14 protein-coding genes and 1 pseudogene are annotated in these 14,508 nt (G+C 40.0%); 6 read left to right on the top strand and 9 right to left on the bottom strand.

What is annotated here, in order from left to right; all coding sequences use genetic code 11:
- Nucleotides 1–4: 4 nt before the first annotated feature.
- From IGI77_RS09055 to obgE, 4 genes are all read right to left on the bottom strand, one after another.
- Nucleotides 5–793, bottom strand: a complete 789-nt coding sequence (locus IGI77_RS09055; RefSeq protein WP_438769890.1) for an SDR family NAD(P)-dependent oxidoreductase — start codon at nucleotides 791–793, stop codon at nucleotides 5–7.
- Nucleotides 777–1,733, bottom strand: a complete 957-nt coding sequence (gene rnz, locus IGI77_RS09060) for a ribonuclease Z (protein WP_034857404.1) — start codon at nucleotides 1,731–1,733, stop codon at nucleotides 777–779. The genes IGI77_RS09055 and rnz overlap by 17 nt, the downstream gene beginning before the upstream one ends.
- Nucleotides 1,734–1,805: 72 nt before the next feature.
- Nucleotides 1,806–2,381 (bottom strand): DUF456 domain-containing protein, encoded by a 576-nt coding sequence (locus IGI77_RS09065; RefSeq protein WP_010748409.1) that lies wholly within the window; start codon nucleotides 2,379–2,381, stop codon nucleotides 1,806–1,808.
- Between the two features lie 180 nt (nucleotides 2,382–2,561).
- Entirely contained in the window at nucleotides 2,562–3,875 is a 1,314-nt protein-coding gene (gene obgE, locus IGI77_RS09070) for a GTPase ObgE (RefSeq protein WP_005226173.1), read from the bottom strand.
- Between the two features lie 248 nt (nucleotides 3,876–4,123).
- Here obgE and gap point away from each other — a divergent pair, with 248 nt between their 5' ends.
- Entirely contained in the window at nucleotides 4,124–5,134 is a 1,011-nt protein-coding gene (gap, locus tag IGI77_RS09075) for a type I glyceraldehyde-3-phosphate dehydrogenase (RefSeq protein WP_005226174.1), read from the top strand.
- A gap of 50 nt (nucleotides 5,135–5,184) precedes the next feature.
- Here gap and IGI77_RS09080 read toward each other — a convergent pair whose 3' ends face one another.
- Entirely contained in the window at nucleotides 5,185–6,135 is a 951-nt protein-coding gene (locus tag IGI77_RS09080) for an alpha/beta hydrolase (protein ID WP_231435259.1), read from the bottom strand.
- A gap of 178 nt (nucleotides 6,136–6,313) precedes the next feature.
- Nucleotides 6,314–7,405: a DUF871 domain-containing protein gene (locus IGI77_RS09085; RefSeq protein WP_060791964.1), complete on the bottom strand. Its 1,092-nt coding sequence runs from the start codon at nucleotides 7,403–7,405 to the stop codon at nucleotides 6,314–6,316.
- Nucleotides 7,406–7,587: 182 nt separating this feature from the next.
- Between IGI77_RS09085 and IGI77_RS09090 the strand changes: the two genes are divergently transcribed.
- The 5 genes and pseudogenes from IGI77_RS09090 (at nucleotide 7,588) to IGI77_RS09110 (ending at nucleotide 11,043) form a co-directional block, all read left to right on the top strand.
- Nucleotides 7,588–8,337, top strand: coding sequence for a peptidylprolyl isomerase (locus tag IGI77_RS09090; RefSeq protein ID WP_010748413.1), 750 nt, complete (start codon nucleotides 7,588–7,590; stop codon nucleotides 8,335–8,337).
- Between the two features lie 350 nt (nucleotides 8,338–8,687).
- Complete coding sequence (locus tag IGI77_RS09095; protein WP_016612302.1) at nucleotides 8,688–8,957, top strand: hypothetical protein; 270 nt, start codon at nucleotides 8,688–8,690, stop codon at nucleotides 8,955–8,957.
- Nucleotides 8,958–8,997: 40 nt separating this feature from the next.
- Nucleotides 8,998–9,209: pseudogene (locus IGI77_RS09100) on the top strand (hypothetical protein).
- Between the two features lie 799 nt (nucleotides 9,210–10,008).
- Nucleotides 10,009–10,410, top strand: coding sequence for a VOC family protein (locus tag IGI77_RS09105; protein WP_016612300.1), 402 nt, complete (start codon nucleotides 10,009–10,011; stop codon nucleotides 10,408–10,410).
- 105 nt (nucleotides 10,411–10,515) lie between these two features.
- Complete coding sequence (locus IGI77_RS09110; RefSeq protein ID WP_016612299.1) at nucleotides 10,516–11,043, top strand: DUF308 domain-containing protein; 528 nt, start codon at nucleotides 10,516–10,518, stop codon at nucleotides 11,041–11,043.
- A 177-nt stretch (nucleotides 11,044–11,220) separates the two neighbouring features.
- Here the strand turns inward: IGI77_RS09110 and IGI77_RS09115 are convergent, their stop codons facing one another.
- The 3 genes from IGI77_RS09115 to IGI77_RS09125 all read right to left on the bottom strand — a co-directional run bounded on the left by IGI77_RS09115 (nucleotide 11,221) and on the right by IGI77_RS09125 (nucleotide 14,506).
- Complete coding sequence (locus IGI77_RS09115) at nucleotides 11,221–12,177, bottom strand: hypothetical protein (RefSeq protein ID WP_016612297.1); 957 nt, start codon at nucleotides 12,175–12,177, stop codon at nucleotides 11,221–11,223.
- A 195-nt stretch (nucleotides 12,178–12,372) separates the two neighbouring features.
- On the bottom strand, nucleotides 12,373–13,374 hold the full coding sequence (locus tag IGI77_RS09120) for an N-acetylmuramoyl-L-alanine amidase (protein WP_438769891.1): 1,002 nt from the start codon (nucleotides 13,372–13,374) through the stop codon (nucleotides 12,373–12,375).
- A 94-nt stretch (nucleotides 13,375–13,468) separates the two neighbouring features.
- Nucleotides 13,469–14,506 carry an N-acetylmuramoyl-L-alanine amidase gene (locus IGI77_RS09125; protein ID WP_438769892.1) on the bottom strand — a complete coding sequence of 346 codons (1,038 nt, stop codon included), beginning with the start codon at nucleotides 14,504–14,506 and terminating at the stop codon, nucleotides 13,469–13,471.
- Between the last annotated feature and the right edge of the window lie 2 nt (nucleotides 14,507–14,508).

Raw genomic sequence — 14,508 nt, forward strand, 5'->3', positions numbered from 1 at the left:
ACTCCTATTTTTTGTTGAACATCGTTCCCGCCATATAATCGCCGATTGAAGGAAACAGGGTATATAGTTTCGCAGCAGCGCCTAAAATATGTGGGCGATTGATTTCTCGTTTTGGATGGATCATCGCTTTGACGATCGTTTGCGCTAATTTGTTCGGTTCGAGCACTAGGCTGCCCACCGACGATAAGTAACTACCGCTTGGGTCTGCTTGGTCAAAGAATGCCGTTTCGATCGGTCCAGGATTGACCGTTGTTACGTTGATCCCTAATGGTTTTAGTTCTAAACGTAATGCGTTAGAAAAACCGAGCACAGCAAATTTTGTTGCAGAGTAGACGGCCGTTTTTGGCGTAGCGATCTTACCTGCGATCGAAGCAACATTTATGATATGACCATGCTTTTGTTCAGCCATTTGGATCGCTACTTGCTGGGTCAAAACCATCATGCCAAGCACATTGACTTCGAACATATTTCGGATGACCCCCGGGTCCATCTCTGTAAATTCTTGAAAGATCCCGTAGCCAGCATTATTGACGAAGACATCGATCTTACCAACTTTTTCATTGATTTTTTCTAGTAAGCGCTCCACACTTTCAGGATTTGCTACATCCAATTGAAACGCATACGCTTCTTTGCCGCTTAATTCCATACATTGTTCTTTGACTTTCCCAATCAGATTCGTTCTTCGGGCACAAGTCACGACGATCGCACCACGTTTTGCGGCTTCATAACAGATTTGTTCTCCAAGTCCAGCAGAGCCACCTGTTACAACGACAACTTTATTCTCTAAATTCATCTGTTTCTTCCTCTCCGGCAAAAGGGATCTCGACAATATCAAAATCTTTGACGATCAACGTATTCGGAAATACTTCTTTTGCTTCATTTACTAAATTTGTAATATCTTTGCCAACGTAACGCGCACTGATATGGGTCAACAGCAAACGCTTCGCTTGAGCTTCTTGTGCCACTTCGGCAGCTTGCCGCGTCGTCGAGTGAAAATAAGCGCGAGCCAACTTGGCTTCTTCTTTGTTAAAGGTACTTTCATGCACCAATACATCCGCATCTTCTGCTAGCAGTACGGCGTTTTGACATTTACGCGTATCACCTAATATCGCAACGATCCGACCTTTTTTCGCTTGGCCCAAGAAATCAGCCCCATTGATTTGACGTCCATCGTCAAGGGTAACTACTTCACCTTTTTTCAAACGACCGAAGAGCGGCCCAGGTTTCAACCCAAGTTCCAGTAAAGCCTGCACTTGCAATTCCCCTTGATGGCTTGCTTCAACAATCCGATAACCAAAACTGTCAATGCCATGATCAAGACGCAGACACGATACTTCAAATTGCTGATCTTTAAAAAGAATCCCTTCTTCTTCAATCTCGAAAAAATGTAAGGGGTAGCTGACTTTGGTCTGAGAAATCCGCAAAACGGTTTGAACGTATGCTTTGATCCCCTTGGGTCCATAAATCTCTAGAGGCGTGTCGCCTCCTTGAAAGGAGCGGCTGCTGATCAATCCTGGCAACCCATAGATATGGTCACCATGAAGATGAGTGATAAAGATTTTTTCAATCTTTCGTGGACGAATCGTAGAATGCAAAATCTGCATTTGCGTCCCTTCGCCACAATCAAAAAGCCAAACGGCATTCCGTTCATCTAAAAGTCGTAACGCAATGCTGGTCACGTTTCGATGTTTCGCAGGCACACCCGCGCCTGTTCCTAAAAATTCTAATTCCATAAGCTTCTTTCCTTTCATCTCTTTCCAATTTTAGCGGAAAAGAAATCAAGTTGCAATTGAAGCTTGTGGATTTTATTTCTCAGATTGGCGATCTTCTGCGTCGTTATGAGAGTTTTTCCAGTCTTCTTGAACGCGTGCTTTGGTGGATTCTTCGACTTTCTTAGCCGTTTCAATCTCTGCTTCCACTTCATCATAGTCAAAGCGCGTGATGTCACCGCCTAATTCATTCATGATCAATTGATTCAAAGGACGATTGTCTTCTTCATCTGCGATCAATAATAACCCCGTATCACCAACACCAATTTGGTTTCCGACATGTTCAAAAAGCATTTGCGCATTTTGGATCTCTTTTGCATCACGAGTAGCACCGATCATACTGCCACCAAACCAGCCCAGCATGATTCCTAAAGGTCCGCCTAGCACACCAACGAGCATCCCGATCAATCCACCCGTTGATGTCTTATTGTTCCCAGTAAAATCGAGAAAGTCCTCGACTTTAAATTGATGCACGCCTTCATTGGTGTGGGTAAGAACTGCCATTTGTTCCCCTTTGATCTTCCGTTCCATATGCATCCGTTTCACTTCCGAAAAGGCTTGGTACGCTTTGGCACTGGCATCAAAATTCATTACAATGACACGTTTTGACATAAAAATCGCTCCCTTTGGTTTATTTGTTCTCTTCTTTATTTTAACAGTAAATCATTTAAATGAAAAAAGAAACCAAAAAGACTACCGATCATTGATTTCTTAGTGAAAATCAATGATCGGTAGTCAAATGCACTGCAGCTAAAAAGGTATTTTTTAGGCAAATGATGTTCTTTTAAACGATTATTCGACAAACTCGAACTCGAAGTTGCCGATCCGAACGATATCGCCGTCTTTGGCACCGCGCGCCCGTAATGCTTCATCGACACCTAAACCACGCAGCTGACGAGCAAAACGCATCACGGTCTCATCATGATCAAAATTCGTCATCTGGAATAGTTTTTCGATTTTTTCACCGCTCAAGATCCAAGTTGCATCAGGATCGCGATCAATTGAGAACTCTGGTTCATCCGATTGGAAGCCATAATGAACAACATCTTCTTCCATTTCTTCATCGTATAAAAGAAACTCAGGAGTGACTTCCAATAGATCCGCTGTCGCATTCAACAAGGCATCGATTCCCTTACGAGTGACACCAGAGATGGGGAAAATCATTGGTTCATCCGCGAACTCATCCGTTTTTTCTTTTGCCAGCTGCTCTTTGAAAAGGGCTAGGTTTTCTTCAGCATCCGGCATATCCATCTTATTGGCAACGATGATTTGTGGTCGCTCTAGTAAGCGCAAGTTATGGGTCGACAATTCATTGTTGATGGACAAATAGTCCTCGTATGGATCGCGTCCTTCCATGCCACTCATATCGATCACATGTAAAATGACGCGGGTCCGTTCGATATGGCGTAAAAACTGAGTCCCTAAACCAACCCCTTGTGAGGCTCCTTCGATCAGACCAGGTAGATCAGCGACCGCAAAACTACGGCCATCAGTAGTTGTTACCATACCTAAATTTGGTACCAGCGTGGTAAAATGATACGCACCAATTTTTGGTCGAGCAGAGGAAATCACAGAGAGTAATGTAGACTTCCCAACTGAAGGGAAACCAACTAGACCAACATCTGCTAAAACTTTTAATTCGAGCTCGATTTTTCTTTCTTGACCAGGTTCTCCATTCTCAGCTAATTCTGGGGCTGGGTTTTTCGGAGAGGCAAACCGAATGTTGCCACGGCCGCCACGGCCACCTTTAGCAATCACTAATGTTTGGCCTTGCTCAATCAAATCACCTAATAAGGCACCTGTTTCAGCGTCACGAACGGTCGTTCCCTGTGGTACTTTGATGTAGGTATCATCTGAGCCACGACCGTGCATTCCTTTACTCATGCCGTTTTCCCCGGGTTGCGCTTTAAAATGACGATTAAAACGGAAATCCATTAATGTACGCAGACCCTCGTCTACGACTAAAATGACATCACCACCACGTCCACCGTCACCACCTGCGGGTCCGCCGTCTGGGACATATTTCTCTCGGCGAAAAGCAACCATTCCGTCGCCGCCTTTTCCTGCTTTGACATCGATTGTCACTTGATCTAAAAACATGGACATTATTTGTCCTCCATTCTTTTTTTACTACCTTCTATACTTTTTGATTATCAGTTATCTCACCTTAAGTGGTTACTATTTCTCTAATAAGAAAGTCTATTTTATTGTAACGACCGAAACGTCTTTTGTCTATCTTTTCTCATGGGTTTCCGTAAGAAATCGCGAATTCTTAAGGGTTATTCTTTGACAGTCACTTGAAATCGTAGCAAACTTTTAAGTGTACCAGACACAATCAAAGGAGGAAACAAGAAATGACAGTAAAAGTTGGAATCAATGGTTTTGGACGAATTGGACGTTTGGCTTTTCGTAGGATCAAAGAAGTTTCTGCCGATATTGAAGTTGTGGCAATCAATGATTTAACGAGTCCAGTCATGTTAGCACACTTATTGCAATTTGACTCGACCCACGGCACGTACCCTGGAACTGTTACTGCAACGGATAATGCTATCGTTGTCGATGGCAAAGAGACCCGTGTGTACGCTGAACCAGACGCAAGCAAAATCCCTTGGGCAAAAGAAAATGGCGTCGATATCGTTTTAGAATGCACGGGTTTTTACACTTCTGCAGAAAAAGCACAAGCCCATCTTGATGCGGGTGTCAAACGAGTCGTTATCTCCGCACCAGCTGGTAATATGAAAACGATCGTTTACAATGTCAACTCCGACACGTTAACACCAGAGGATACTATCATATCCGCAGGTTCTTGTACGACCAACTGCTTAGCTCCGATGGCCTACTTCTTAAATGAGGAATTCGGGATCGAAGTTGGTACGATGACGACGGTACATGCCTATACTTCTACACAAATGCTATTGGATGGTCCGGTAAAAGGCGGAAACTTAAGAGCCGCTCGGTCCGCTGCAGATAACACGATCCCTCACTCGACAGGTGCTGCTAAAGCGATCGGTCTAGTTATCCCAGAATTAAATGGCAAATTACAAGGACACGCCCAACGGGTTCCTGTCGTCGATGGTTCTTTAACAGAATTAGTCTCAATTTTGAAAACCAAAGTAACCGCCGATGAAGTCAATGAAGCGATCAGAAAACACACCGTCGATAATCCGTCATTCGGTTACGATGACCGTGAGATCGTCTCTGGAGATGTGATTGGTACCACTCAAGGTTCTATCTTTGATCCGACACAAACAGAAGTAACCACGGCTGGCGATTTCCAACTGGTGAAAACCGTCGCTTGGTATGATAATGAATATGGCTTTACTTGCCAAATGATTCGTTTGCTAGAAGAATTTGCTCGTTTATAAGCCAAGGGTCAAGCAAAAAGTGCCGGTTCTTTTTTTGAACCGGCACTTTTTTATTCACTTGCTGGGTGATCGTATTTGTCCAAAAAAGCTGCAATTTTTTCTTTATAAAGCGCTGGATCTGTTTTGTAGCTTTTCGCATGCTCGGCACCTGAAACAACCCACTTTTCTTTTGGTGCATCGGTCGCGTTATACAAAATTTCCAGCATCGAATAAGGAACAAACGTATCCGCATCGCCATGGATAAAAAAGATTGGACGCGTATTCTTTTGCAGTTGTTTGACTGCATCTGCTTCACCAAAGAAATACCCCGCTCGGATTTTTGTGACAAGGCTAGTGACATTCATCAATGGAAAGGCAGGTAGACCAAACAATTGATCGAGTTGATACCCCAATTCTTCATTGACGTTGGTATACCCACAATCTTCAATGATAGAAGTGACATTTTTCGGCAAGTCTTCCCCACTGGTCATCATTACCGTGGCAGCCCCCATACTGATGCCATACAAAGTGATCGTTTCTTCAGGACCATTTTTTGCGAGTACTTCATCGATCCATTGCAGATAATCCTTACGTTCGTGCCACCCAAAACCAATATAATCTCCTTCGCTTCGACCATGCCCTCGAGCGTCTGGAACCAAGACATTATAGCCTAAATCATGATACATCTTAGCATAGTCCGCCATCGTTTCTGCATTCCCCATGTAGCCATGCGCGATGATCGCCGTTTTTCCTCGATTCTTCTCCTCCGCCGGTAGATAAATGGCGGATAATTTTAAATCATCTTCAGAAGTCAGCTGCCACATCTCACGATTTGCTGGATCTGTAAACCAATTTTGCGATTCATTTCCTGTCTGATTTTCATCCGTACCTGGGGTATCTCCTTCCAAAAAATCTTTTTCTGAAGGAACCACCGCATAATCGTAAAAATAGTTTCCTGCATACCCTAATCCTGCAATTGCTAATACAGCCACTCCGATGGCAATCTTCCAGCGCAATTTCACACTTGTCACGTCCTCTTGTTATATAGTTTACATAATATTATTATAGTTTCATCGTTCTTCATGGAAAGAACCCACTACATAAATTACCGTTTTTTGCTCGTGTTTGTCAATTGCAAGCGCCCAAAAAGAAAACCATTGCCAACACGCTTTGTTGGCAATGGTTGATTTCTCGTGATAATTAGTTATTTTCGACCAATTTAAAACTTGACCAAGGTTTCAAAAATTCTAATAAGAATAGTTCCTCATCAGCGATCTTACCAACGACATTGACGCGACCATCATTTTTCATTGCTTTCAAGGCGATTTGCGTCTCACCTTTGTATTGTCCATAGCCAGCATTATCGATCAAGACATCCCCTCTTACCATATCACGGGTATCATGAGGTGGAAATTCCTTGTCTTTATAATAGATCCGCGTCATCGTTGAACGCAAGATGTACTCTGAGCGATCTCCTCGATAGCTATGCAGATTATCGAAGAGGCAAATTCGTTCATCTTCAGTGATTCCGTCAACGACATCGACTCTTAATGTCGGATAATCAGCATGAAACGCTTCAGCCATTGCTGCCAATTCTGCTTCTGAAGCATAGGCATTTCCAATAGAGATATCATCGATCAAACCAGTCAACACTAAATGTTTGACTTGTGTAGCTAGTGGCAGATCACGATGGTCTTCCAAAGAGCATAAACCATCTTGTGTTGGCCATGGACCGAAATCAGCTTCGTGAGAATTCACGAAAGCCATCGTATTTAAATTGTATTTGCGGAATTTTTCCGAACAAAAAACAAAATGGTCATAGCCTAACCCTGAATAGCGATGAGGATAGAAGTTATGCGAACCGAGTAAATTTTCAGTATTAGGTGAATAACTCATGATGTTATCCACGTAGCTCGTGCCGCTGCTCATATTGATTTCGATTTTGATCCCGTAAGGATTACGGGTCATTTTGGCTTCTTCTGAACCAGTGAAACCAATATCTAACCGAACACCGTAAGCCCCCATCTCATCAAAGAAGGATAAATCATCATAAGAAATACCTAACTGTTCGAATAAACCAGGATTGATATCTACCATGACTTCCATTCCTAACTGATTGGCATAATCTACGACTTGCTTAAAGTCTGCCAAGACTTTTTCTTTGTCATCGTTGATTTGCAGCAAACTGGTAAATACCCGTTTAAAGCCGTATTTGTGTGCCAAGTCTAGATACGCTTTGTCCTTTTCAAACGTTGAGCGCTCTGGATAAATCGATATCCCTAATTTTCCCATCAAAAAAACCTCCTGTAAATTCTATCCGTTTATTATAATGAATCCTCTTTCATTATAGCAAACATCTAAAAAGTGGTCTACACCTTTCCGTCTGTTTCTTTCACATTCCACAAAATCTGCGCTTTCTTCTATGTCTCTTTTTTGTTATGATTATCAATAAGAAAACTGGAAGGAATGAAAGAATGAAAAAAATTCTATTCACACTGACAGCAGCTGCTAGCCTTTTATTATTAGCTGCTTGTACAGGTTCAAGTACCACCGATCCCTCATCAAGCAATTCGGCAGAAAGCACGTCAACCTCAGAATCTGTTGACTTGAATGCCCTGGAATTGCCGCAATTATCAACGGATGTGCAAGAGAATGAAGCTTTAGTTGAAATGGTAACGGAAGAAGGCTCGATCAAAATCAAACTTTTCCCAGAGATCGCGCCCAAAGCAGTCGAAAACTTTTTGACCCATGCCAAAGATGGGTATTATGACGGCTTGACTTTCCATCGTGTCGTAGAAGAGTTTATGATCCAAGGGGGCGACCCTAATGGTGATGGCACTGGCGGAGAAAGCATTTGGGGCGAAGGATTCGGCGAAGAATACTCCAACCAGCTTTATCACTTGCGAGGCGCATTAGCAATGGCAAAATCAAGTGCGCCAAACAGCCAAGGCAGTCAATTCTACATCGTTCAAAATGATCAAGATGTATCTGACGGTCTAGCGATCCAACACTATCCTGAAAAAATCATCGAAGCCTACAAAAATGGTGGAACACCACGATTGGACGGCAGCTATACTGTATTTGGTCAAGTGATCGAAGGCATGGATGTCGTAGATAAAATTGCGCAAGCAGAAACCCAAGACTCTGGCAATGGTGAGAATTCTCAACCAGTTGAGCCAGTGAAGATCGAAACGATCAAGGTCTTACAAGAAGCCAAAGAATAAATAAAAAACCGCTGAAGTCTCCGATATTCGGGAATTTCAGCGGTTTTCTTTTATTTTTGGTCGCCAACTATTTAATATTATTTTTCTATCTTTCCCTATTTACTTAGTGTTTCAAATTCCCGTCAAATCAAGAATTTATAACATGATTTACAACTAAAGAGGTTTTCAGAGTTTTCTCCCTATTCTTGTTTTTCATTTAGCAATCACCAAAACAATCACCAAAAATTTAATTCCGTGTTTGCATTACTACGAGAACGAAAGTTCGTATAATCCCCTTAAGGGTGGACCAAAATATGAGCGTTGTAAAACCATATGAAGACAGAAAAAAATAGAAGTGGATAGGATTCTTCTTGTCAGAGCATACAGCCGACATCGCAAGAATAGATAAAGAAATGAAGTACACCTACACTGATAAGCCGGAAATGGCAGAAGAAGAAATAAATGAATTCTTACAAGCAACAATCACAAAAAGTAAGAAGCTAGCTATACAGCCCAACTTTACTGTCGATGATAAATTCATGCCTGATGTTACAGGAACACTGAAAGGTTACGATGATCTAGGATTTTATTTAGACGACACTCTCGTCCATTATGATGAAATACGAAGTGTTGACTATTAGTTAAGTAAAGTGGTTTGATATATGAATCTTATTACTCAATATGAGCAAGGTCCCATTGGTGCGGTTTTCGCTTGATAGAGTGAACTGTTTGATTGCTTCGCATAGTTTGAACTTCTTAGCCGATGTGCATGAAGGAATGCAGATTTTGGTAGCTGGTGAGTATATAGTAGGAAACAATTTGTAGTTAGGAAGTATTCGGTAATTGGTAAAACGAGGGTTATGCCTGAATTTGAAATTATCAATGTTCGCTAAGCGTTTTACTTTGCCTATTCAGGAAATTATTATATGATGATTGCTATGATGGCGGAACATAGTTCCACTTGCACGGCATATGAGAATATGTTGTGCATTTTTTTTGCAAAAAAATAACCACCCCCGGGGAGGAGTGGCACAATCAGATAAAAAAGTTTTTTTATATGGTAAGTTAATTATATGATCAATCTAAAATTTATTCAAACCTTTTGATCAAAAATAACCCACCCTCAATGAGAGTGGGCCTGAAAAAAGATATAAAATGAAATAGCCCCGGTCAAGGCTATGATTTCATTCTACAAGAACATAGTTTTTATTTCAACAAAAAATCCACCCTAGCTAATAAAGTGGATCTCGAAAGAGTAAACGAAAAAATAAACATTTTGGGTATGAGTCTATATTAAATCTTTTATTATCAAACTCAACAAATTTATGACGGTTTTCTAATCAATAATATCTATTAAATAGTAATCATGATAGAATATAAAAATCGAAGAGTACTAGGCACACTTCCCCAAGCATTACCGCCTAATACTCCTCGTAGAGTATTGCACGCACCTACTAATCTATAGGATAAACTTGGTTACCGCAAGTAAAACGAATATGATCTATGTATAAGCCCGCCATAGATGGCTATTTATTTATTATAAATTTTCTTGTTCAACGTTCATTGAAACTATCTATCTGGAAAGCATGATGCGAGATCATTAATCAATTACAAAGAAACTGATTAATAATCTCTAAGAATTAGGACAATTAATCGAAGAACGAAAAACTTCTTTGTAAAGGAGGAAATTGTATGTTACATCATATAGAAATAAATGTTAGTAATTTGAAGAAAACAAAAAAGTTTTACGATTTTCTACTTCCAAAATTGGGTTATCAACATTTTCAAGAATGGGATCAGGGATTCAGCTATAAATATGAAGATTACTATATCGTATTTGTTCAAACCCGTGAAAAGTATAACGGCAGACAATTTTCCCGAACAGGCACTGGATTAAACCATATTGCGTTCTCAACTCCAAGCAAGTATGAAATTGACTCATTGCGCCTTGAATTGTTGAAAGCAGGAGTGATTGAATTATATCCAGACGCTTATCCTCATGCAGGTGGAGAAAAGCATTACGCATTTTTTTTTGAAGATCCGGATCGTATCAAACTCGAAATTGTAGCAAAATCACCTTCTGTTCGAATCTGAATAAGAAATATATTTTGCTTTTCCATTTATATAATAATTCAACTAAATACTCGCTTTCTGCCTTAAGAAAATGTAAAATTGAGAAAACTAGAAGAGGTGTCTATTATGTTAGTTATATTAAAAAGAAATTTTAAGAGTCACGCAATTTTACGAGCTATTATCTATGTGATTTTTGGAATAATTATTGCAATTAATCCAGCTGGTTTCTTCAATTTTATTGGGTATGTACTTGCTGGGTACTTAACGTTGATCGGACTAATTAATATTCTCGAAGATTTTAAATCGAGAAAAGACTCTGGCCACTGGGGATTAGGACTATTTAGTGGGATATTTTTACTTGTATTAGCCCTTGTCGTACTTCTGTTTGCGAATACCATCGCATCTGTTCTTCCAATCTTATTAGGTTTATCCATTATTTCAAATGGGGCCTTTCAATTAGTACTAGGTCTTAATACCAAATCTGTGGCTTGGATTATCTATAGTGTAATTCTTGTTATAGGTGGTGCATTGTTGCTATTTAATCCATTCGCAAGTTTGTTGATTCTTCTGCAAGTATTTGGCTATACCTTAATTGCAATGGGAATTCTAGAAGTCATTGGATACTTTATGTTTCGATCTCAATTAAAACAATAGGTCATCATCAATCAGTTCGAGTTTTAAGCCCAAGTATATTTTTTTATTTGCACAGCGTTCGAAATTACGCTGTGCTTTTTCTTTAAAAGAAACAATATTAAACAAAAAAAGAGTGGATTTCTCCACTCTATAAACATTTTTTTCGATTTATACAATATAGCAATTACTATTTTTCAATTAAGAAACCCACTTGTTTTCATCCCAATCAACTATTATTATTTCCAAAATTTTTAAAACCTCTTCGCATGAAGGATCATATTCGACTCTTTTTTTACAATAATAAGGTCTCTCTTCAAGAAACATTTGTTTCCAAATTTCTTCTGACCTTAAGTTAGAATTTACAGTGAATCTATAAGAATTACCAACTTGAACTAAATCTGTTTCAGTTTCTGTGACCTCAATCCGACCACTTAACTTACTATACGCTCCGTCAATTATCTTTCCCTTTAACGAGAAAATACGATCTTCAGTAAAAGTTCTTTTAGAGAAAATTTCTTTATCTTGCTGATCAAAGAAGATTACATCTTTTTGTTCTGATTTTTCACTACTTGAAAGCTCAATAGAATTAACTTTTTGACCATCAATCTGCTTAGAAATTCTAGTAAATTCAGGAACAAGTTTTAATGCTTGTTCAGGGATTCCGGGATATACATTTATAGTTAGATTATCACCTGTATTTCGATCAACATAAACATTAACGCCTTGTTCTGAAGCCGTTTGATTTACGCTCACTTCCTTCCCCTCCCTCTTTGCCGATAGTTTTGCTTTTAAAAAATCATACGAGGCTTTGACAGTATTCCAGATTACTTCTTTATTTTCTACAACTACAGGAACCAAAGGAATAATCACACTACTATATATTATTTTACACTCAGACAAAAATGAACCTTCACTTACATCCATTAGTCTTATTGTAAAATCTTCTTTATCCTCATACGAAAATTTACTTTTCCCAACCAGACTCAAATAAACCTTTTTCGAAGCATTCTCAAATGAACTTAATGTAGCTAAGACCTCACTAAGATTATATCCTTCTGCTTTATTCATTTGCTGTCCGGATATCCTAATTTGAATATCTTCAATATACTTTACAGGTAATTCTTCTGATACTACTGTTTCATTATAGTTTGCCATAAAATAATACCTACTTTTCAATTATATCTGCTAATTAAATTAAACCAAAAGGAAGCCTCGAAAACAAGCGTTTTCTAAGACTTCCTATAGCAGATATAATCGTTTGAGGATTATGATGCAATTATACCAAACGTTAGTTCGTATTTCAATATGATTTTTTAAGTATAGTCCCTTAAAAAGGGATTGTACTTTTCGTTAAATTTCAATACCACTTACCCAATAAGATGTAACTATACTATTAGCAGTTGAACCAATAGCTAGCCAAGCGTAACCTTCGCTTAGAGATTGGCGGACAAATGCATGACCATTTTTCTGAACCAGTATTCTGTCATATGCAACTGTTTCACCTAAATCTACTCGGCGTATGATTGGTAAACTCGTAGGGTTTGTTACGTCTCCCGCAGAAGGACCTCGGAGATTAATGCCTCCAGAAATAGCAACTTTCACTTCACCACTTTGTTCGATCCACTCATTGTCAACAGAGGATTCCGCAACTAAGGATCCTGAAACCCATCCATTCCCATCAACTTCATACCAATGTCTGATTCCATTTACTAATTCACCATTGATCGTGACACGTGCGGATTGGAAGACTTGACTTCTCGTTAATTGTAGCAATATTGCTGATTGTGTATTTGGCTCTTGACGTACATTCAAAATATCAGCTGCAACAACCATCTCTTTGTTCCAATCTTGCATAATATAGTCTGGCTCTGGAATATTGCCATCACCACCGTTAAGAATATCCCTTACGACATCCATGTTGATGCCCGGGCAAATGTTTGAAGCATGACCACTAAATTCGTTATGACCCAAGACATTTTCAACACCTAAACCAAATCGTTCCATTGCTGCTTTCGCTCGTTCATTAAAGGCTTTTTCTTGTGCTTCAGTAAATGAGCTGTTCCCTACTAAACAAATATGATAGGTCGGTGTATTGTGTCCACCTACGCCATTGGTTACATCGTCATCGAAGTAACACCATTGAACCGTGCCATCACGGAGAATGATTTCATGATAACCACCCGTTCCCCAACCTAATGTTCCGTTCCAATACTCTTGAAATACAAATACATCGCCAGTGTCCGTTGCAGAGTGATGGCGAGCAATATTTGTCACCACTGAAACATCTCGTTTCGCATTTGACGGTCCTAGAATTCTTGCATCTCCTCGTAAATCTTGAATCGTTGTTGTCATAATAATCTTCCTCTCTAATATGATTTTTATTACTTAAGATCATTTTTACATATTTTTTTGAATTTTTATGGTTCATTGTATGCGTTTTTATAGTTTAAAGTGTGATTCCATTTACCCAATAAGATGTCACTTTTCCATCCTTAGTTGGTCCAATAGCTAACCAGCCAAATCCTCCAGAGCGAGGTTGACGTACAAAGGCATGCCCATTTCGTTGGACTAGTACACGATCATATTTAACTTGCTGACCATGTCCCAACAAAGCAAGAACGCCTAGATTAGTCGGTGTAGTTGTATCTCCGCTAGAAGTTCCTCGCAAATTGATTCCCTTAGCTGCGATCACTGTGACGGTTCCTGAACGACTATGCCAAACGTTAGCTGGCGGTGCTGCTGAAGCTGTATTATTACTTGAAACCTCAGTAACTAAAGCACCAGATACCCAACCAGCACCATCAACCTCAAACCAAGTAGTGAACCCATTGACGCTTTCACCGTTCCTAGTGATACGAGTAGCGGTGAACGTTTGTCCACGTAGCAACGTTTTAATGATAGCAGAGTTCGTGTTTTGCGCAGCTCTTACATTTAGCACGTCGGTGCTCACTGTTTGGCGCTTGTTCCAAGGCTCCACATTGTAGGTAGGAGCAGGGCTTGGTGTCGGGGTCGATCCAGATGAACCGCTAAGTCGGCTTCGAACAGTCGCCATATTGATTCCTGGACAAGTACTAGATGTGTGTCCTGAAAACTCGTTATGACCAAGCACATCAGATGCTTTCAGATTGAAACGTTGCATGGCTGCTCGTGCACGCTCATCAAAGGATTTTTCTTGTTCTGCAGTAAATGATCCGCTGCCAACTAGGCAAATGTGATATGTGTAACTGTTATGATTACCTACACCATTTGTAGTGACATTATCCCGATAAATCAACTGAACTGATCCATCACGCAGGATAATCTCGTGATAGCCACCAGTCCCCCATTTATTTACATTACGCCAATGATTTTGGAATGCCCACACATCGCCTGTCGCTGTTGCTGAATGATGACGAGCAATTTTAGTGATGCCCGCCACGGATCGATTTGGATTAGACGGTCCTAAAATTCTAGAATCGCCGCGTAAATCTACAATTTTTGTCATAA

It is taken from the genome of Enterococcus sp. DIV0213h (genome assembly GCF_051711285.1).
Taxonomy (GTDB): Bacteria; Bacillota; Bacilli; order Lactobacillales; family Enterococcaceae; genus Enterococcus_D; species Enterococcus_D casseliflavus.

Excerpts from the sequence above, each read along its gene's own strand:
- IGI77_RS09055 (WP_438769890.1), bottom strand. The coding sequence starts at position 793 with ATGAATTTAGAGAATAAAGTTGTCGTTGTAACAGGTGGCTCTGCTGGA.
- rnz (WP_034857404.1), bottom strand. The coding sequence starts at position 1,733 with ATGGAATTAGAATTTTTAGGAACAGGCGCGGGTGTGCCTGCGAAACAT.
- IGI77_RS09065 (WP_010748409.1), bottom strand. The coding sequence starts at position 2,381 with ATGTCAAAACGTGTCATTGTAATGAATTTTGATGCCAGTGCCAAAGCG.
- obgE (WP_005226173.1), bottom strand. The coding sequence starts at position 3,875 with ATGTCCATGTTTTTAGATCAAGTGACAATCGATGTCAAAGCAGGAAAA.
- gap (WP_005226174.1), top strand. The coding sequence starts at position 4,124 with ATGACAGTAAAAGTTGGAATCAATGGTTTTGGACGAATTGGACGTTTG.
- IGI77_RS09085 (WP_060791964.1), bottom strand. The coding sequence starts at position 7,405 with ATGGGAAAATTAGGGATATCGATTTATCCAGAGCGCTCAACGTTTGAA.
- IGI77_RS09090 (WP_010748413.1), top strand. The coding sequence starts at position 7,588 with ATGAAAAAAATTCTATTCACACTGACAGCAGCTGCTAGCCTTTTATTA.
- IGI77_RS09105 (WP_016612300.1), top strand. The coding sequence starts at position 10,009 with ATGTTACATCATATAGAAATAAATGTTAGTAATTTGAAGAAAACAAAA.
- IGI77_RS09110 (WP_016612299.1), top strand. The coding sequence starts at position 10,516 with ATGTTAGTTATATTAAAAAGAAATTTTAAGAGTCACGCAATTTTACGA.
- IGI77_RS09115 (WP_016612297.1), bottom strand. The coding sequence starts at position 12,177 with ATGGCAAACTATAATGAAACAGTAGTATCAGAAGAATTACCTGTAAAG.
- IGI77_RS09120 (WP_438769891.1), bottom strand. The coding sequence starts at position 13,374 with ATGACAACAACGATTCAAGATTTACGAGGAGATGCAAGAATTCTAGGA.
- IGI77_RS09125 (WP_438769892.1), bottom strand. The coding sequence starts at position 14,506 with ATGACAAAAATTGTAGATTTACGCGGCGATTCTAGAATTTTAGGACCG.